Below are 17,571 nucleotides of genomic sequence, written 5' to 3'. Positions count from 1 at the left end.
GAACACAGGAACTCTGCGAGGAGGTTCAGCAAGGTATATGCCACATGTGAATTACTATTAATTTCAATGTGTTATGCGATCAACCGAAACAGATTGGGGAGGATTCCCCAACGGCTTTCCCCGATTCGGGGGATGGGGCTGCTGCGCAGCCCATCGCCTTAACCCATCAACCCACGCACACAGAAATACAAGATCGAAGGCCCCATCAGGCAGCCCAGCCCGGTATGGAATGTCGCTGTCAACGCGCCGTAGGGCACCAGCCGCCGGTCCGTTGCCGCCAACCCTGCCGTCACCCCCGACACCGTCCCGGCCAAACCGCCGAACACCATGGCCGAACGCGGGTTGTCCAGGGCCAGCAGGCGCGCCGATACCGGCGTGAACACCATGACCAGAATCGCCTTGATCAACCCCGTGGCAATCGACAACGCCATCACATCGGAGCTGGCCCCCAGGGCCGCGCCCGTCACTGGCCCGACGATATAGGTGACGGCGCCCGCACCGATGGTGGTCATGCTCACGGCATCGCGGTAACCGAACGCATAGGCGACCGCCGCACCGACAATAAACGGCAGTACCGTGCCCAGCAGCAACGCCACGGCGCCAATCATCCCGGCCTTGCGGGCTTCGGTGGCCTGCACTTCGAAGGCCGTGGCGACGATGGCGAAGTCTCGCAGCATCGCCCCGCCCATCAGGCCGATGCCTGAGAACAGCGCCATGTCCGCCAGGCCTTTTTGCCCGCCGGTAACAGTGCCGCCCACCCAGGCCAGCACCAGGCCGATGACGATGGCAATCGCCGAGCCGTGCACCCGGCCGAAGGTCAGGTATTTCGACATCAGTACCGACAACCACATGATCGCACCGACCACCGCGAAGGCCGTGATCAGACCGTTGTGTTCCAGGGCATTGTCCATGATTGGCCACATGATCAACGACCTCCTGCAGGGGCAACCTGCACCTGGGTTCCGGGGGCAGGCTCAAGCGCGGGCAAGGGTTCGCCGCGGTGGCTGCGGCTGATCAGCGCGATGGTCGCACCGCACACCAGTACCGCGCCGATCGCCGCCAGCAACGCCACCGGCCCGCCATGCAGGGCGGTTACCACATTCTGTTGGGCGGCCATGGCCACCACCACCGGGATGTACATGGCGCCCCAGAAGCCGACGCCGAACTCGCACTCCTTGCTCATGCCGCCATGGCGCTGCCTGTACAGCCGCGCACAAATCAGCAGGATCATGGCGATGCCGACCCCGCCCACGTTGGATTTGACACCCAGCAGCACGCCCAGGAAGTCGCCGACGATGACGCCGGCAAGCGTGCATACCGCCAGCAGAGCCACACCATAGATAATCATTGTTGTTGTCCTCAGGTAGTGTCGAAGTTGCTTGTTGTTGTTCTTCGTAAACACACACTTGCGCGGCTCACGCGGTCAATGTGGGAGTTGCCAGATTGTCGGGGCCGCTTTGCGGCCTTTCGCGACACAAGGCCGCTCCTACAGGCATCGCTCCAGCCTGCCATCATCGGTTCTGGGCCACCTCCTGGCGCAGCAGCGCGTCGAGGGTATCCGGTCGGGTGCCTTCCACGCTCACCACCCTGCCCTGTTCAAACACCGGCCGGGCCAGGCCGCTGAGCACACTGCCCGGCGGTATTTCCAGGTGCAGGCGTACACCGCGTTCATAGGCGTTGCGCAACGTGGCACGCCAATCCACCACCTGTGCCATGTTGCCGGCCAGGTCGTCGCGCAAGCGCTGTGTATCGAAGATTGGCCGTGCACTGCTGCCACTCAGGTAGGTGATCGCAGGCCGGCGCAGCTCGACCGTGGCAAAGGCCTTGGCAAGCTCTGCAGCCGGGCCGGCGAGCAGCGGGCAATGGGATGGCACGCTCACCGCCAGGCGCCGTGCGACGCCTTGGCCCAGGCTGCGCGCGCGGCGTGCCACCGCGGCCATGGCCGCCTCGCTGCCGGCAATGACGATCTGGTTCTCACTGTTGAGGTTGGCGACGTAGACCTCACCGCCCACCGCCCTCAGCAAACGCTCGACGCTAGCCAGGTCGAGGCCGCTGAGTGCGGTCATACCGTAACCGTGCGGATAGGCGCACTGCATCAGTTCGCCACGCAGGGCCACCAGCCGAACAGCATCGGCGAACCCCAGGGCACCCGCCGCAACCGCAGCGGGATAGGCGCCAATCGACAAGCCGGCCACGTAGTCCGGCGCAGGGCTGCGCTGCATCAGCCAACGGGCCCAGGCAACCCCGCTCAGCAGCAGGCAAAGCTGCACCGCACGGGTGCCCTGCAGGGCCTCCTGGCTGTCCAGGCCCAGGGCGCTCTGGCCCAAGGTATCACTGGCCTCTTCCAGTAATTGACCGGCGCCGTCAGGCAGACGATGCAACATGCCCACCTGCTGAGCACCTTGGCCGGGGAACGCGAACAGGCTGCTCATGCCGCGCACTCCAGGGCAGCCCAGGGGTCGCTGACCAGGCGCGCGCCGAGCGGCGATTTGAGCAGTACGCGCCGGGCACAACCTGCCCACTCGCGCAGGGCGACGGCGCCTGCCGGTGTTTCCAGCTGCACATCAATGCGGCACGGTGCGCAGTCGAGGATGTCCAGCAGTTCCAGGGCCTTTGCGCGCGTCAAAGGGTGCGGTGCACGCAGCACCAGGTCCAGATCGCTGGCCAGGTGCAGCACGTTGATACCCGTGGCCAACTGATAGCCCACCCCACCCGTCGGGCCCCAGGCCAGCCCGCAGGTGTCGAGCACCGGGGCCGCCGAGGCCAAGGCCTGTAGTGCAGGCCAAGGGCTCGGCGCGCACCCGCGCAATGCCTCAGGGCTTCGCAGACGCTGGATATCACCCAGGCGCATCTGCGTGCCCAGCCGCTGATCCCGGCTTTGCCCGCGTACGCCCACCGCCACCCAGCCGTCAGCGCAGGCTGCACGGCGCACCACCACAGGTTGGCCGCTTGCCACCACCTGCAGCGCCCACTGCGGGGTATCGTCAGGCAGCGCAGACAGGGGCAAGCCCCAGAGCAGGTCGTGTGGGCGTGGCGTGCTCATCTCAGGCCCCCTGCCACTGACGACGCAGGTGCTCGCGCACCTCGCGCGACGCCCGCCGATTCTCGCCCGTCAGCCGCGATGACAGGTCGGTCGAGCTGCCGATATCGCGCACAGCGTCGGCCAGGCACGTACGCACCCGGGCCAGGTCGTCGGCGCTTGGCGTCTCGGCGTTGTCCACGCCAAGGCGTCGCCACAGCAAACCCAGCGAGGCGTAGCTGTCGAGGTCGTAAGCCATCGGCGGCACCTCTGCGGCCAGGGCTTCCAGCGCTTCGACGCTGCGCAGGGTAATGCGCGCGGCGGCGGCCTTGCCCATGGCATGCACCATCACCCCGGCGTCATCCAACGCGATCAGGCGCTGGGCCTGATAGCCATGCGCCAGAAAAGCACCCGACATCGCCTTGCCGACCAGCAAGCCAATCACCGGGTGCCCGGCCAGGCGCGCCCGGGCATACGCCTGCACCGCACCGGCCAGGGCCTGGTGAATGCCCAACGCTTCTTCGCGGCGTCCATAGGCCTGGCTCGGCACATCGATGACCGCGACAATCGCGCGCTTCTCGCCGTGGCGGTCGGCCTCGACCGCCTCGCTCACCGCCTTGGCCAACCCCCAGCCTTCCAGCAGGCCTACTTCACCCGCGCGGGCCCGGGGGAACGGGTTGTGCGCATCTGGCACCACAGCAATGAAGCGGGCCAGGCGGTTGTCCAGTTCGCCGTCGATCACCTGCAGCGATGCAGGGTAGCCCGGCAACGCTTGGCCGCCGGCCAGGCCCGGCAGCCAGTTCGAGGCACGGTTCATTGGGTTTCTCCTTGATAGAGGGTGCGCACGGCGGCGGCATCCAGTTGCGGGCAGTCATCGCCCAGGCGCGACAGCCGCTCAAGGAACCAGGCATGGCGGCTGGCCCGGTCTGTGGCTGGGGTGTCGAGCAGTTGCAGAAGCTGCTGGCGGATGGCATCCACATCGTCGGCGACGTAGCCATCCACCAGCCCGCTGGCATGGCGCTGCTCGCCACCGGTGAGGCTCCAGATGAACGGCCGGTCCTTGGCGTCGTATTCGCCGATGCCCGCTTCCTGCTCGATCACCTGCGGGCCATTGAGGCCCAGGCGCGCCTCGCGGGTGACCAGCAAGTGGCTGCACAGCCCGGCAGCGATGGACATGCCGCCGAAGCAGCCGACCGCACCTGCGATAAGGCCGATGACCGGCTGGTAGCTGCGCAACGCCACGATCGCGGCCTGGATCTCGGCAATCGCCGCCAGCCCAAGGTTGGCCTCCTGCAAGCGCACGCCACCGGTTTCCAGCAGCAACACGGCGCTGGTCGGCGTGCCGTTGCGGTTGTCTTCGATGGCCAGCTCCAGGGCACCGGCGATCTTGGCCCCGCCCACCTCGCCCATGCTGCCACCCTGGAAGCCCCCTTCGATAGCGGCGAGCACGGTATGGCGGCCGTTCAGGCGGCCCTTGGCGATGACCACGCCATCATCGGCCTGGGGCACGATGCCCTGGCGTGGCAGCCAGGGCGACATGAGCCGGTCGAACGGGCCGAGCAGTTCGCGGAAGCTACCCGGGTCGAGTACGGCGCGGGCCCGCTGGCGCGCGCCCAGTTCGACAAAGCTGCGGCTTTGCAGCAAGCGTTGGATGTCCGTCATGGGGCGATCTCCTCGAAGCCTTGCTCCAGCCGCAGGCGCACCACGCCAGGGGTGGCGCCGAAGTCATGGATGTCGATGTTCACAGCGGGCCACTGGCGGCCTTCGAACAGGCGCTGGAACAGTTGCGCCCAGCGGGCGCCGCTGCCGTTGACCGAGGTTACGACCTGAATCTGCAGGCTGCCGGCGGTGCCGGGCTCGATCAGCACCTCCAGGTCGCCGGAGCTGACGCAGCCCACCACGGTGCGGCCACGGCCAGGTTCGGCGGCGGCGAATTGAAAGGTCAGGGTTTCCATGTCACAGGCTCCCGGCGTTGTCGAGGAACAGGCAGGCGGCCAGCAGATCGGCGGCGCCGCCCGGTGAGGCATTCAGGTGCAGCAACTGCTGGTCCAGCCGGCGCAGCTGCCGGCGCCCGGCCAGGGTGGCACTGCCACCCGCCTCCAGCACGGCACGGGCGCCCTGCTGGACCGTGGCCAGCCCTTGCGGCCCGGCACGCCAAAGCACACAGGTGTCGGCCAGGGCCGCCATGATCGCGAGCAAGGCATCGAGCCGTGCTTGGTTTTCACGGGCGCCGGCAGCACGGCTGCGGTGCAGTTGCGGCAGGCCGTGAGTGATCACAGCAGGGAACCCCAACTGCGCCTGCTCACGGGCACCGCCGCTGCCATAGCGGCGCTGTATCTGCACACCATGGCTGTCTTCAGGGGTTGCGCCTGGGTCGTCGATCAGTGCAATGCGCCCGGCGCGGGTGGCCAATGCAGCGGGGCCGGCCTGAGCATCCAGCGCACTGGCGGCCACCAGCAGGCCCAAGGCCCAGATCGCGCCGCGGTGGGTGTTCACCCCGCCCGTGGTCGCCAGCATCGCCGCTTCGCCCTCACGGCCAATCCGGCCCAGGGCTGCGCGCAAGGGCACGCCGATCTCGCCAATGGCCTCGGCCGCTTCGGCCATCTGCCGCAGGCAGGGCCACAGGGCCAACGCCGAGGCATGCATCAACGCCAGCGTCATGTCCGTGTGGGCACCGTTGCTGCGACCGTCTACCAGGCCCGGTTTGGGCGACAGGTCGGCTTCGTCGATCAGCGCATCGACTGCCAGGTCGGCCAGGCGGTCGGCCAGGGGCAAGGTGTGCAGGTTGAGTGCTTTCATCACCAGCTCCTGAACCGTGCGGGCGGGTTGTACAGGCCGCCAGACCAGTCGACCAGGTCGGCAATACTGCGCGCGGCCAGCAGCTCGCGGCTGGCGTCGGTGCGGCGGATGCCGAGGTCTTCGGGCAATGCCACCAGGCCTTGCTGGCGCAGGCGTTGGGTGTCTTTGGGGTCGTGCCGCAGGCCAATGGCGGTGACGCCGGCTACGGCAGCGATCATCTGCCGGCGCTCTTCGAGGGAGCGCGCCTTGTACAGGTAGGCGATGCCTTCTTCGGTAAGCAGGTGGGTGACGTCATCGCCGTAGATCATCACAGGGGCCAGGGGCATGCCGGCTTTTTTCGCCACTTCGACTGCATCGAGGGTTTCGACGAAGGTGGGCTTGCCGCCCTCCTGATAGGTTTCGACCATCTGCACCACCAGCTTGCGGCCGCGTTCGAGCATTGTCTCGGGCACGGTCATGTCGAGCCAGGCCGGGGTTGCGTGGCGGCGGCCGCGGGGGTCATGGCCCATGTTCGGCGCACCGCCAAAGCCGGCCAGGCGGCCGCGGGTCACGGTCGAGGAATGGCCATCGCCATCCACCTGCAAGGTGGCTCCGATGAACAGGTCGACGGCGTATTGCCCGGCCAGCTGGCACATCATGCGGTTGGAGCGCAGCGAGCCATCGCGGCCGGTGAAGAACACATCCGGGCGCTGGGCGATGTAGTCCTCCATGCCCAGCTCGGTGCCGAAGCAATGCACGCTTTCGACCCAGCCGGTCTCGATGGCGGGTATCAGGGTGGGGTGAGGGTTGAGCGTCCAGTTGCGGCAGATCTTGCCTTTCAGGCCCAGGGATTGGCCGTAGGTCGGCAAGATCAGTTCGATGGCCGCGGTGTTGAAGCCGATCCCGTGGTTCAGCGACTGCACCTGGTGTTTTTCATAGATGCCACGGATCGCCATCATCGCCATCAGCACATGCACCGGCTTGATGTGGCGCGGGTCGCGGGTAAACAGCGGCTCGATGTAGAACGGCTGGTCGGCGACCACCACGAAGTCGACCCAGGACGCAGGGATATCGACGCGCGGCAGGTCGTCGACCCGATCCACCAGCTGGTTGACCTGGGCGATGACGATGCCATCGCTGAACGCGCAAGGCTCCACCAGAGCCGGGGTGTCTTCGGTGCTGGGGCCGGTATAGAGGTTGCCATCACGGTCGGCCATGAAGCCTGCGACCAGTGTCACGTTGGGGATAAGGTCGACCAGCAGCCGCGAGTAAAGCTCGATGTAGGTGTGGATGGCGCCGACTTCGAGCAGGCCGTCTTCCAGCAACTGCCCGATGCGCAGGCTTTGTGGCCCGGCGAACGAGAAGTCGAGCTTGCGGGCGATGCCACGCTCGAACAGGTCCAGGTGCTCGGCACGGCTGACGCTGGGCATGATCATGTGCAGGTCGTGCAGGCGCGCTGGGTCCACCTTGGCCAGTGAGCGCGAGAGGAAATCGGCCTGCTTCTGGTTGTTGCCTTCCAGTACCACCCGGTCTCCGGGGGCGAGCAACAGCTCCAGGGCCTCGACGATACGGTCGGTGGGCAGCACCACGCCGTCGGCGAGGTGGCGGGCCCGGTCGAGGCGGCGCTGCTTCTCGGCGCGCCTCCGCGACCATTGCGGCGGTGGATTCTTCGTTGTTGTCATGGTGACTCCACGGGTTCGCTGTCGTGGGGTCACCTTAGGGCGGTGCGGGCATGGGCATCAATCAAGCTGGGTGCGCGATCGTTACGCTAAAGTTAATAATTGGGGGCTCATCCACGCCCACCAGGCCCTTAACAGACTGCTAGAGTGACAAAAATGCAGGACACCCCTGCAGATTTACCGATTGTGCACGGCAAATTCGCATGACAGGATCCAGCTATCCTCCAGCGAACTCCAGACTTCACTTGGAAAATCAATAACAAAGCAGGGAGAACGCGATGACCGCGCATGCTCACACTTCGGCAACGGATCATGTCTTGGCCGAGGTTCGTAACCAGATTGGCCATCTGACCCTGAACCGCCCCGCCGGCCTCAATGCCCTCACCCTGGACATGGTCCGCAGCCTGCGCCAGCACTTGGACCAGTGGGCAGAAGACCCGCAGGTGCGCGCCGTGGTGCTGCGCGGCGAAGGGCCTAAAGGGTTCTGCGCCGGTGGCGATATCCGCTCGCTGCACGACAGCTACAAAAACGGCGACAACCTGCACGAAGACTTTTTCGTCGAGGAATACGCGCTCGACCTGTGCATCCATCACTACCGCAAACCGGTGCTGGTACTGATGGACGGCTTCACCCTCGGGGGCGGCATGGGCCTGGCTCAGGGGTGTGACCTGCGTGTGGTCACCGAACGCAGCCGGCTGGGCATGCCAGAGGTCGGCATCGGCTATTTCCCGGACGTTGGCGGCAGCTATTTCCTCCCGCGCATCCCGGGTGAACTGGGCATTTACCTCGGTGTTACCGGCAGCCAGATCCAGGCAGCCGATGCCCTCTATTGCGGGCTGGCCGACTGGTACGTGAGCAGTGACGCCCTCAGCGCCCTCGACCAGGGCCTGGACAAGCTGGCCTTCGGTGACCACCCGCTCAAGGACCTGCAAAGCCTGCTGGCCAAACTCGGCACCCAGGTACTGGACGACGCACCACTGCAGAAGCTGCGCCCGATCATCGACCACTTCTTCGCCCTCCCCGACCTGCCGGCGATCATCGAGCAGCTGCGCGCCGTGAGCATCGGCGACAGCCACCAGTGGGCCCTGGCCACCGCCGACCAGCTGGAAAGCCGCTCGCCACTGGCCATGGCGGTTACCCTGGAGATGCTGCGCCGCGGCCGCCACCTGGCGCTTGAAGCGTGCTTTGCCATGGAACTGCACCTGGACCGCCAGTGGTTCCAGTACGGCGACATCGTCGAGGGAGTGCGCGCCCTGATCATCGACAAGGACAAACAGCCGCGCTGGAACCCGCCGACCCTGGCCGGGCTCGAGCGCCGGCGGGTCGACCAATTCTTCGAAGGCCTGTGAGCCCGGGAGTACACAGATGCAAGACCTGGAACTGAGCGAAGAACAGATCATGATCCGCGACATGGCCCGGGATTTTTCCCGTGGCGAAATCGCGCCCCATGCCCAGGCCTGGGAAAAGGCCGGCTGGATCGATGATGGCGTGGTGCGCAAGATGGGCGAGCTGGGGCTGCTCGGCATGGTCGTCCCGGACACCTTTGGCGGCAGCTACACCGACTACGTCGCCTACGCCCTGGCCGTGGAAGAGATCGCCGCCGGTTGTGGCGCCACCGGGGCGATGATGAGCATTCACAACTCGGTCGGCTGCGGCCCGCTGCTGGCCTATGGCACTGCCGAGCAACAGCAGGCCTGGTTACCGCGCCTGGCCACTGGCGAGGTGATTGGCTGCTTCTGCCTGACCGAGCCCCAGGCTGGGTCCGAGGCCCACAACCTGCGCACGCGTGCCGAGCTGGTGAATGGCGAATGGGTGATCAACGGCGCCAAGCAGTTTGTCAGCAATGCCCGTCGCGCGGGCTTGGCGATTGTCTTCGCCGTGACCGACCCGGCGCTGGGCAAGAAGGGCCTCTCGGCCTTTCTGGTGCCCACGGACAACCCTGGTTTCAAGGTCGAGCGCAGCGAGCACAAGATGGGCATCCGCGCCTCCGACACCTGCGCGGTGACCCTGGACAACTGCCGCATCCCTGCCGCCAATATCCTCGGCGAGCGTGGCAAGGGGCTGGCCATCGCCCTGTCCAACCTCGAAGGCGGGCGTATCGGCATTGCCGCGCAAGCGTTGGGCATCGCCCGCGCCGCGTTCGAAGCGGCGCTGGCCTACTCGCGTGACCGGGTGCAGTTTGGCAAGCCGATCAATGAGCACCAGAGCATCGCCAACCTGCTGGCCGACATGCAGGTGCAGGTCAATGCCGCGCGCCTGCTGATCTTGCATGCGGCCCGCTTGCGCAGTGCCGGCAAGCCGTGCCTGTCGGAGGCTTCGCAGGCCAAGCTGTTCGCCTCGGAAATGGCCGAGCGGGTGTGCTCCATGGCCATCCAGGTGCATGGCGGTTATGGTTACCTGGAGGACTACCCGGTAGAGCGCCATTATCGGGATGCGCGTATCACGCAGATCTACGAGGGTTCGAGCGAGATCCAGCGGATGCTGATTGCGCGGGAGCTCAAGCATTATTCACTGTAACAGCCGGCTAGCGCGGCCGCTGTTGGGGCGGTCGCGCAACCTGGCTCAGCGCCAGTAGCGCGCGTCATCCACTATGCGCGCATGCCCTTCGAACAGCGCGGGCAGTTGCTCCTTGAGGTAGTCGATCCAGGTACGCACCTTGGCATCCAGGTAGTGGCGCGACGGATAGATCGCATACAGCGCACTCTCACGCAGGCGATACGGCGCCAACAATCGGCGCAATCGCCCCTGCTCGATCGCCTGGCTGGCGGTGTAGAACGGCAGCAGCCCGATGCCCATGCCCAGCTCGCTGGCCAACAGCATCGCATCGGCCACGTTGGTGAGGAAGCTGTCGCGCGGTGCGATCACACAGTGATCGACACCTTGGGGGAACACCCAGTCGCCTTCGTACATCGGGTACGCCATGCGCAGGCAGCGATGCCCATGCAGGTCTTCCGGCCGCTCGGGCACGCCAAAGGTCTCCAGGTAACTGGGTGCCGCGCAGGGGATGCTGAAAATGTTGCCCAGCGGCACGGCGATCAGCTGCGAGTCCGGCAAGGCCTCGTCCACGGTGATCACCACGTCATGCCCTTCGGCCAAGGGGTCCGGGTTGCGCTGAGACAAGGTCAACTCGACCACCACCTCCGGGCACAGCGCGTTGTAGCCCGCCACCAGCGGCATCAGCAGCAGGCCCAGGCCATGCGGGCAGTGCAGGCGCAAACGCCCACGGGGGGTAAGGTGCGCGCCTCGCGCCTCGCCGACGGCTTCTTCGGTCAGCAGCATGATTTGCCGCGCGCGCTCCAGAAACCGTTCGCCCGCCTCGCTCATGCGCAAACGGCGCGTGGTGCGGTGCAGCAGGCGGGTCTGTAGCTGGTTCTCTAGCTCGGCAACGATGCGCGACACCTGCGCCGCAGAAATGTCCAGGGCATTGGCGGCTGCGGCGAAGCTGCCGCATTCGACCACACGGGTGAAAGTACGCATGGCATGCAGCATGTCCATGGGGGGTGGGCTCCTTGATCGGTCTTATTCTTACGTTCCAGGCAGGAATCTATCACGGCTTAGCCCATTTATTGTGGATCACCAATGAATACATCATTGGTAAAACATTGAAGAAGGAGCCTGCCATGAAACGTTTGATCGCCGTCCTTGCCTTTGCCGCTACCCTCGCCTCGTTCGGCGCCTTTGCCGACGCCGGCACACAGCAGCCGGCCGCCAGCACGGGCAACTACGAATACGGCATGCCGCTGGATGTCGCCAAAGTCATCTCCATCACCCCGGCCAGCAACGCTGCCGACTGCCAGGTCGGCACTGCGCATATGGTGTATGTCGACCACCAGGGCCGTACCCGCGAGGTCAACTACCGGGAAATGGGCAACTGCTCGCAGCAGTGAGTCAGGCCAGTACCTGGCTGATCCAGCTGATCTGCCGGGCGAAATCGCGGCGCTTTTCCTCGGGTATCGCATCCCGAGCGCGTTCGAAGTTGGCCAACGTCTGCTGCTTCTGGCGCAGCATGCGCTGCCATTTGGTCACGAACGCCGGAGCTTTTTCACGCATCAGCAGCGGGCCGAAGTACAGCTCTTCGGCGGTGTAAGCCACTGCCACACAAGGTTCGGCGACGATAATTTCGTAGTCGAAGCGGTTTTCGCGCAACAACTCTTCACTGACGATCCGATAGCTGTTTTGCATCAGCCACCCGCGCAGTTCGCACTCATCGCCGTTGGGTTGCAGGATCAGGCGCTCGCTGCCACTTAAGCGATGCTTGCCGCGCTCTAGAATCTCGCACATGGTATTGCCACCCATGCCGCAGAGGCTGACGGCCGAGATCCGGTCGGCCATTTCGATCGCCTCCAGCCCATCGGCCAGGCGAATGGTGATATGCGCCTCCAGGCCGTTGCGGCGCACGTTGCGCTGGGCCGAGGCAAAGGGCGTGTGCGCCACTTCACCGGCCACGCCTGCTTCGATGGCGCCACGCAGCATCAACGCTACCGGCAGATAACCATGGTCCGAGCCGATATCGGCCAGGCGCGCGCCTTGCGGCACATGCGCCGCCACGCGCTCCAGGCGCATGGAGAGTGTCTGTTCGTTCAACGTAAGCCCCTTGCTCGAAAACCGGGCGCGATTCTGACGACCACGGCGCGGCATTACAATGCGCAAAAGCCGAATGGCGCAGGTGACGGCAAGGGCGGCGGCTATTTGCGCGCCTCCAGTATCAGGTTGAACGGTGTTTGTGTGGCGCGCCGGAACCGTGTGAAACCCGCCTCCTCGAACACCGCGCGTAACCGCGCCTCCCCAGCCTGGGCACCCAGCCCCAGCCCCACTTCCTGAGACAGCGAGTTGGGCGTGCAGATAAACGTCGACGCCGCATAGAACAAGCGCCCGACCGGTGTCAGGTTGCCCTCCAGCGAGTCCTCGGCATAGGGTTCCACCAGCATCACCGTGCCGTCCGCCTTCAAGGCATCGTAGGCGTGTCGCGCAGCGCCCACCGGGTCACCCATGTCGTGCAGGCAATCGAAGAAACACACCAGGTCATGGTCGTGGCCTGGATAGTTTTTCGCCGTGGCCTGCTGAAAACTCACCCGTGCGCCCAAACCTGCCTCGTCAGCCCGGTGGTTGGCGGTGGTGATGGAGGGCGCGTGATAGTCGTAACCGACGAAGGTCGATGCCGGAAACGCCTGGGCCATGACCAACGTCGAGGCGCCATGGCCACAGCCCACATCGGCCACCTTGGCGCCCGCCTGCAGCTTGGCCACCACCCCCTCCAGCGCCGGTAGCCACTCGGCCACCAGGAACGTTCGGTAGCCCGGCCGGAAGAACCGTTCGGTGCCGCTGAACATGCACGGGTGATGGTCGCCCCAGGCCAGCGCACCGTCGCCACGCATGGCCGCGACCAGCTTGTCCTTGTCGTGGAACAAGGCGGCCACCACCGCCGCGCCACCGGCCATGTACGCCGGGGAGTCTTCGAGCGCCAAGGCCATCGCCTGTTCTTCGGGCAGTACGAAACTGCCCTTGTCGTGAACCATGTAGCCCGACGCCGCTTGGGCATTGAGCCATTCACGGACCAGCCGCGGGTGGCAGCCGGTCTTTGCCGCGAGTGCTTCGGGCGTGGTCGGCTGGCTGTCGGCCATCGCCCGGTACAACCCGAGTTCGTCACCCAGGATCACATTTGCCAGGGTCGCCGCAGCGCCCATGTCACCCACCAGCTTGCCCATGAATTCGTGAAGCCGTGCCTCGTCCATGACCTGCCCTCCTCTGCAAGAAGGCCACCGTCGACAGGGGAAGTCCGGGTCCGAGGGGCGGTGGTCCGGGGAATGGTGTCGCGCACCGCGACATTCGCCGTGACGTGCTGTATGTAAGTGTAGAATTTTGCGGGTACTTGTGGGGGCCGGCTTACCGGCCCCACGCGGGGTTGTGGATGCCTGGAGATTGTATTCGGGGCCAAAGTGCCTGGCTTGTCATTTTCAGCGCCTATCAGATCGAGCGCCGCGCGGGCGGCGCTCGATCTCCGCCCCACCTCCAAACCTAAGACAGGCACCTATCAAATAACGATGGATAACCCTCCTTTTCGTACAGAACCTAAGAGGCCCCTGCAGCCATAACATCTCTGACAGCGTTATGGCGCGACACCTGGGCTTTCACCACCCGACGGCGGATTCAGCTGCAGCACCTCATTGGTATACGTCCACTCCTCCTGCACCTTGTCCGGATGCTCGTTCAGCCGGATGCCATAGGACGGCACGATCTGTTTGATCTTCGCCTGCCAGGCTGCTGAAGCGACCTTGTCCTTGAACACCTTGTTCAACACATCCAGCATGATCGGTGGCGCAGTCGAGGCGCCAGGCGATGCCCCCAGCAGGCCGGCGATGCTGCCGTCCTTGGACGTGACCACTTCGGTACCCAGCTTGAGCACACCACCCTGGGCCTCGTCTTTCTTGATGATCTGTACACGCTGGCCGGCTTGCCACAGGCGCCAGTCTTCCTTCCTGGCTTCGGGGAAGTAGGTGCGCAGCGCTTCGAAACGGTCATCGTCGGACTGCAAGACCTGACCGACCAGGTACTGCACCAGGTCGAACTCGCGCCCCCCTACCCTGACCATCGGCCAGGCGTTGTGAACACTGGCGCTGGCGAACAGGTCAAGCAACGAACCCTGCTTGAGGAACTTGGTCGAGAAGGTAGCGAACGGGCCGAACAGGATCATGCGTTTGCCATCGAGCACACGGGTATCCAGGTGCGGCACCGACATGGGCGGGGCGCCGCTCGCCGCAATGCCGTAGGCCTTGGCCATATGGCGCTGGGCAATGGTCGGGTTGTCGGTTACCAGAAACGACCCCCCCACCGGGAAGCCGGCATAGTCCTTGGCTTCATCGATACCGGACTTCTGCAACAGCGGCAGCGCCGCGCCCCCTGCACCGATGAACAGGAACTTCGCATCGGTGGCGGCCTGGCTGCCGTCCTTCAGGTTCTTGTACTCCACATGCCAGGAGCCATCTTCGTTACGGGTAATGTCCTGGACCTCGGTCGACAGCTTGAGGTCGAAGTTTGGCCGGGTCTGCAGGTAGCCCACGTACTGCCGGGTGATCTCACCAAAGTTGACGTCGGTGCCGATCGGCGTCCAGGTCACGGCCAGTTTCTGGTTGGGGTCGCGCCCCTCCATCATCAGAGGCACCCATTTGCGGATCTGTTCGTGGTCTTCGGAATACTGCATCGGCTTGAACAGCGGGCTGGCTTGCAACGCCTCGTAGCGCTTTTTCAGGAAGCGGATATTGTCGTCACCCCAGACAAAGCTCATGTGCGGGGTGGTATTGATGAATGAGTGGGGGTTCTTCAACACGCCCTGCTTGACCTGCCAGGCAAGAAACTGTCGGGTCACCTGGAACGACTCGTTGATCTCCACCGCCTTGCTGATGTCGATCTTGCCATCCTTCTCTGGCGTGTAGTTCAGCTCCGCCAGGGCCGAGTGGCCGGTACCGGCGTTGTTCCAGCCGTTGGAGCTTTCTTCGGCCACCTTGTCCAGGCGCTCGACCATCTCCATCGACCAGCCTGGCTCCAGCTCATTGAGCCAGACAGCCAGGGTCGAACTCATGATACCGCCGCCCACCAGCAGCACATCGACCTTCTTGGTTTCAGCCGCCTGGGCATTGAGCATGCCCATCGCCAGCGCCAGGCCGGCCAGCGCCCACTTCGCATCGATCGTGATTTTCATGTCCTCTCCCGCACGCCTCGTAGCTGTCCGTAAAGTCCAGCACAAGCTTAGCTGAGGGTTTTACTGGGGCACCTCGATCACTGGGGCTTGCAATCAGGCCGCGCTCAAAATACTGTATGAATATTCAGTGTTTCGAGTCAGCCACTATGCAGCTCATCGCCAAACTCGGCATTCTCGCCGACGCCGCCAAGTACGATGCTTCCTGCGCCAGCAGCGGTGCGCCCAAGCGCAGCTCGCGCGGCGGCGACGGCCTGGGCGCCACCAATGGCATGGGCATCTGCCACAGCTATACGCCGGACGGCCGCTGCGTGTCGCTACTCAAGGTGCTGCTGACCAACTTCTGCCTGTACGACTGCCAGTACTGCGTCAACCGCCGCTCCAGCAACGTACCGCGGGCGCGCTTCACCCCGGAAGAAGTGGTGCGCCTGACCCTGGACTTCTACCGGCGCAACTGCATCAGCGGCCTGTTCCTCAGCTCGGGCATCATCCGCTCGGCCGACTACACCATGGAGCAACTGATCCGCGTGGCACGGTTGCTGCGCGACGAGCACAACTTCCGCGGCTACATCCACCTCAAGACCATACCCGACGCCGACCCGCTGCTGATCGAGGAAGCCGGGCGCCTGGCCGACCGCCTGAGCGTCAACATCGAGCTGCCGACCGATGCCAGCCTCAAACGCCTGGCACCGGAGAAACACGCGCACACCATCCGCCAGGCCATGGCAGTCATCCACCAAGGCCAGCAAGCCGTGGCCAATGAGCCGAAGGCGCCGCGCTTCACGCCCGCCGGGCAAAGTACCCAGGTCATCGTCGGCGCCGACGCCACCGATGACAGCACGCTGCTGCGCAATGCCGAGTCGCTGTACCAGGGTTACGGCCTCAAGCGTGTGTACTACTCGGCCTTCAGCCCGATCCCCGACAGCCCGGGCAGCGTGCCCCTGGCGGCGCCGCCGCTGTTGCGTGAACACCGCCTGTACCAGGCCGACTTCCTGCTGCGTGGCTATGGCTACAAGGCCGGCGAACTGCTGGGCCATAGCGGCAACCTGGCACTGGACATCGACCCCAAGCTGGCCTGGGCGCTGGCCAATCGCGAAGTTTTCCCGCTGGATGTTAACCGCGCCGAACCGGCCTTGCTGGCACGTATCCCGGGCATCGGCCTGCGCAGCGTGCAGCGCCTGGTGGCGCTGCGCCGTGAACGGCGCATCCGCTATGACGACCTGATCCAACTGCGCTGCGTACTGGACAAGGCCCGGCCGTTCATTGTCACCAGCGACTACCGCCCGGCCCAGGCCGAGCTGCGCAGCGGCCTGCTGCGCGAACGCCTGCGCGAGCCACAAGCGCCTGTGCAGATGGGGTTGTGGGGGTGATCGCGCTCGACTGTGATAACCACTTCGCCACCTGGCGTGACCAAGCCCGAACGCTGCTCGGCCATGGCATCGACCCGGCCGAGGTGACCTGGTCACAAGGCCCTATCGATGATCTGCTGGCCGTGCCGGCACCGCTGCCTGAAGGCCCCGGCCCGTTTCGCGGCAAAGTGCCGGCGGCGTTACTGAGCCAGTTGGCACAGGCCGCCTGCTATCGCGGCGCGCAACGCTGGAACCTGCTGTACGAAGTGCTCTGGCGCGTCGCCCATGGCGATCGCACCGCCATGCTCGCGGGCGACCGGCTGGGCAGTGAGCTGCACCGGCGGATCAAACAGGTCAGCCGTGAGGCGCACCACCTGCATGCCTTCGTGCGCTTTGTCCCCCTGCCCGAGGCGTTGGCCGAGCGACTGCAGCTGGACCTGGTCGCCTATCACGAGCCCGCCCACGACATCCTGCACGATGCCAGTGCGCACTTCGCCGACCGCCTGGGCCGACAACGCTGGTTGATCGCCACACCCACCGATGGCATCCGCTTCGACGGCCAGGCCTTCGATTACCGCCGCCACTGCCCCGATGACTGGCGGCAGTGGGCGCGCCATGCCGACGACCCCGGCGCCGAACTGTGGCGCACCTATTATCGCCACACCTTCAACCCTGCCCGCCTCAACCCGGACGCGCTGCGCCTGCATATGCCCGGGCGGTTCTGGCGGCATTTGCCGGAAGGCATGCTGATACCCCAGCTTGAAGGCCTGGCACGGCAGGGCAAACAGCGGGATGGGCAGGCGCTGGAAGTGGCCTCGCAGCGCGGCAAACGGATTTGTAGAGGTGAGTAACGCACGTGCTTACCGCCCCCATTTTCAACGGCATGACCGAACATGGGGTCTTTGCAGGCACGTCTGAACGCAGCGTGGAACTGTTAGTTTTGTCAGTAGCAGCACTTAGTAAGGCACGCCTATGATCGCCGCAAAATTCGCCATGGTTCGGCTCGATAAGGACTGTCTCGTGAGCCCCTATCAAGGCCCCGTCTGGACATCA

The 17,571-nt window shown here is 65.1% G+C and carries 18 protein-coding genes; 5 read left to right on the top strand and 13 right to left on the bottom strand.

Features of this window, described 5'->3' with window-relative positions; all coding sequences use genetic code 11:
• Window positions 1–158: 158 nt before the first annotated feature.
• The 9 genes from madM to mdcA all read right to left on the bottom strand — a co-directional run bounded on the left by madM (window position 159) and on the right by mdcA (window position 7,479).
• Window positions 159–923 (bottom strand): malonate transporter subunit MadM, encoded by a 765-nt coding sequence (madM, locus tag CKW22_RS21375; protein WP_033697574.1) that lies wholly within the window; start codon window positions 921–923, stop codon window positions 159–161.
• Window positions 924–925: 2 nt separating this feature from the next.
• Window positions 926–1,348, bottom strand: coding sequence for a malonate transporter subunit MadL (gene madL / locus CKW22_RS21370; protein ID WP_095065042.1), 423 nt, complete (start codon window positions 1,346–1,348; stop codon window positions 926–928).
• A 163-nt stretch (window positions 1,349–1,511) separates the two neighbouring features.
• Window positions 1,512–2,432, bottom strand: coding sequence for a malonate decarboxylase subunit epsilon (gene mdcH, locus CKW22_RS21365; RefSeq protein ID WP_033697569.1), 921 nt, complete (start codon window positions 2,430–2,432; stop codon window positions 1,512–1,514).
• The gene (locus tag CKW22_RS21360; RefSeq protein WP_095065040.1) at window positions 2,429–3,043 is read right to left on the bottom strand and encodes a malonate decarboxylase holo-ACP synthase; all 615 of its coding nucleotides are present in this window, start codon (window positions 3,041–3,043) and stop codon (window positions 2,429–2,431) included. The genes mdcH and CKW22_RS21360 overlap by 4 nt, the downstream gene beginning before the upstream one ends.
• Window position 3,044: 1 nt before the next feature.
• On the bottom strand, window positions 3,045–3,836 hold the full coding sequence (mdcE, locus tag CKW22_RS21355; RefSeq protein ID WP_033697566.1) for a biotin-independent malonate decarboxylase subunit gamma: 792 nt from the start codon (window positions 3,834–3,836) through the stop codon (window positions 3,045–3,047).
• Window positions 3,833–4,681: a biotin-independent malonate decarboxylase subunit beta gene (locus CKW22_RS21350; RefSeq protein ID WP_033697565.1), complete on the bottom strand. Its 849-nt coding sequence runs from the start codon at window positions 4,679–4,681 to the stop codon at window positions 3,833–3,835. The genes mdcE and CKW22_RS21350 overlap by 4 nt, the downstream gene beginning before the upstream one ends.
• Window positions 4,678–4,974, bottom strand: coding sequence for a malonate decarboxylase subunit delta (locus tag CKW22_RS21345; RefSeq protein ID WP_033697564.1), 297 nt, complete (start codon window positions 4,972–4,974; stop codon window positions 4,678–4,680). Before CKW22_RS21345 ends, CKW22_RS21350 begins: the two co-directional genes overlap by 4 nt.
• A 1-nt stretch (window position 4,975) precedes the next feature.
• On the bottom strand, window positions 4,976–5,818 hold the full coding sequence (locus tag CKW22_RS21340; RefSeq protein WP_095065038.1) for a triphosphoribosyl-dephospho-CoA synthase: 843 nt from the start codon (window positions 5,816–5,818) through the stop codon (window positions 4,976–4,978).
• Window positions 5,818–7,479 (bottom strand): malonate decarboxylase subunit alpha, encoded by a 1,662-nt coding sequence (mdcA, locus tag CKW22_RS21335; protein WP_033697562.1) that lies wholly within the window; start codon window positions 7,477–7,479, stop codon window positions 5,818–5,820. Before mdcA ends, CKW22_RS21340 begins: the two co-directional genes overlap by 1 nt.
• Window positions 7,480–7,754: 275 nt before the next feature.
• Here mdcA and CKW22_RS21330 point away from each other — a divergent pair, with 275 nt between their 5' ends.
• Window positions 7,755–8,825, top strand: coding sequence for an enoyl-CoA hydratase/isomerase family protein (locus CKW22_RS21330; RefSeq protein ID WP_033697561.1), 1,071 nt, complete (start codon window positions 7,755–7,757; stop codon window positions 8,823–8,825).
• Between the two features lie 16 nt (window positions 8,826–8,841).
• A complete protein-coding gene (locus CKW22_RS21325) occupies window positions 8,842–9,993 on the top strand; it encodes an acyl-CoA dehydrogenase family protein (protein ID WP_033697560.1) in 1,152 nt (383 codons plus the stop codon).
• Between the two features lie 45 nt (window positions 9,994–10,038).
• Here the strand turns inward: CKW22_RS21325 and CKW22_RS21320 are convergent, their stop codons facing one another.
• Window positions 10,039–10,971 carry a LysR family transcriptional regulator gene (locus tag CKW22_RS21320; protein ID WP_033697559.1) on the bottom strand — a complete coding sequence of 311 codons (933 nt, stop codon included), beginning with the start codon at window positions 10,969–10,971 and terminating at the stop codon, window positions 10,039–10,041.
• Window positions 10,972–11,096: 125 nt separating this feature from the next.
• Here CKW22_RS21320 and CKW22_RS21315 point away from each other — a divergent pair, with 125 nt between their 5' ends.
• Entirely contained in the window at window positions 11,097–11,363 is a 267-nt protein-coding gene (locus tag CKW22_RS21315) for a DUF2790 domain-containing protein (RefSeq protein ID WP_047583349.1), read from the top strand.
• Between the two features lies 1 nt (window position 11,364).
• Here the strand turns inward: CKW22_RS21315 and CKW22_RS21310 are convergent, their stop codons facing one another.
• From CKW22_RS21310 to mqo, 3 genes are all read right to left on the bottom strand, one after another.
• A complete protein-coding gene (locus CKW22_RS21310) occupies window positions 11,365–12,060 on the bottom strand; it encodes a tRNA (adenine(22)-N(1))-methyltransferase TrmK (protein ID WP_095065036.1) in 696 nt (231 codons plus the stop codon).
• 101 nt (window positions 12,061–12,161) lie between these two features.
• The gene (locus CKW22_RS21305) at window positions 12,162–13,208 is read right to left on the bottom strand and encodes a class I SAM-dependent methyltransferase (RefSeq protein ID WP_033697556.1); all 1,047 of its coding nucleotides are present in this window, start codon (window positions 13,206–13,208) and stop codon (window positions 12,162–12,164) included.
• A 374-nt stretch (window positions 13,209–13,582) separates the two neighbouring features.
• The gene (mqo, locus tag CKW22_RS21300) at window positions 13,583–15,172 is read right to left on the bottom strand and encodes a malate dehydrogenase (quinone) (RefSeq protein WP_095065034.1); all 1,590 of its coding nucleotides are present in this window, start codon (window positions 15,170–15,172) and stop codon (window positions 13,583–13,585) included.
• Between the two features lie 146 nt (window positions 15,173–15,318).
• Here mqo and CKW22_RS21295 point away from each other — a divergent pair, with 146 nt between their 5' ends.
• Both CKW22_RS21295 and CKW22_RS21290 read left to right on the top strand, forming a co-directional pair.
• Window positions 15,319–16,539, top strand: a complete 1,221-nt coding sequence (locus CKW22_RS21295) for a putative DNA modification/repair radical SAM protein (RefSeq protein ID WP_095065032.1) — start codon at window positions 15,319–15,321, stop codon at window positions 16,537–16,539.
• The gene (locus CKW22_RS21290) at window positions 16,530–17,369 is read left to right on the top strand and encodes a TIGR03915 family putative DNA repair protein (RefSeq protein ID WP_033697553.1); all 840 of its coding nucleotides are present in this window, start codon (window positions 16,530–16,532) and stop codon (window positions 17,367–17,369) included. The genes CKW22_RS21295 and CKW22_RS21290 overlap by 10 nt, the downstream gene beginning before the upstream one ends.
• Window positions 17,370–17,571: the final 202 nt, after the last annotated feature.

The sequence above is a fragment of the Pseudomonas sp. Irchel s3f19 genome (genome assembly GCF_900187555.1).
GTDB classification, from domain to species: domain Bacteria; phylum Pseudomonadota; class Gammaproteobacteria; order Pseudomonadales; family Pseudomonadaceae; genus Aquipseudomonas; species Aquipseudomonas capeferrum.
The sequence above is the reverse complement of the archived record's forward strand: the minus strand, read 5'-3'. Positions and strand labels throughout refer to the sequence as shown.

Bases quoted from the DNA above. Each gene is read 5' to 3' on its own strand.
- madM (WP_033697574.1), bottom strand. From the start codon at position 923: ATGTGGCCAATCATGGACAATGCCCTGGAACACAACGGTCTGATCACG.
- madL (WP_095065042.1), bottom strand. From the start codon at position 1,348: ATGATTATCTATGGTGTGGCTCTGCTGGCGGTATGCACGCTTGCCGGC.
- mdcH (WP_033697569.1), bottom strand. From the start codon at position 2,432: ATGAGCAGCCTGTTCGCGTTCCCCGGCCAAGGTGCTCAGCAGGTGGGC.
- CKW22_RS21360 (WP_095065040.1), bottom strand. From the start codon at position 3,043: ATGAGCACGCCACGCCCACACGACCTGCTCTGGGGCTTGCCCCTGTCT.
- mdcE (WP_033697566.1), bottom strand. From the start codon at position 3,836: ATGAACCGTGCCTCGAACTGGCTGCCGGGCCTGGCCGGCGGCCAAGCG.
- CKW22_RS21350 (WP_033697565.1), bottom strand. From the start codon at position 4,681: ATGACGGACATCCAACGCTTGCTGCAAAGCCGCAGCTTTGTCGAACTG.
- CKW22_RS21345 (WP_033697564.1), bottom strand. From the start codon at position 4,974: ATGGAAACCCTGACCTTTCAATTCGCCGCCGCCGAACCTGGCCGTGGC.
- CKW22_RS21340 (WP_095065038.1), bottom strand. From the start codon at position 5,818: ATGAAAGCACTCAACCTGCACACCTTGCCCCTGGCCGACCGCCTGGCC.
- mdcA (WP_033697562.1), bottom strand. From the start codon at position 7,479: ATGACAACAACGAAGAATCCACCGCCGCAATGGTCGCGGAGGCGCGCC.
- CKW22_RS21330 (WP_033697561.1), top strand. From the start codon at position 7,755: ATGACCGCGCATGCTCACACTTCGGCAACGGATCATGTCTTGGCCGAG.
- CKW22_RS21325 (WP_033697560.1), top strand. From the start codon at position 8,842: ATGCAAGACCTGGAACTGAGCGAAGAACAGATCATGATCCGCGACATG.
- CKW22_RS21320 (WP_033697559.1), bottom strand. From the start codon at position 10,971: ATGGACATGCTGCATGCCATGCGTACTTTCACCCGTGTGGTCGAATGC.
- CKW22_RS21315 (WP_047583349.1), top strand. From the start codon at position 11,097: ATGAAACGTTTGATCGCCGTCCTTGCCTTTGCCGCTACCCTCGCCTCG.
- CKW22_RS21305 (WP_033697556.1), bottom strand. From the start codon at position 13,208: ATGGACGAGGCACGGCTTCACGAATTCATGGGCAAGCTGGTGGGTGAC.
- mqo (WP_095065034.1), bottom strand. From the start codon at position 15,172: ATGAAAATCACGATCGATGCGAAGTGGGCGCTGGCCGGCCTGGCGCTG.
- CKW22_RS21295 (WP_095065032.1), top strand. From the start codon at position 15,319: ATGCAGCTCATCGCCAAACTCGGCATTCTCGCCGACGCCGCCAAGTAC.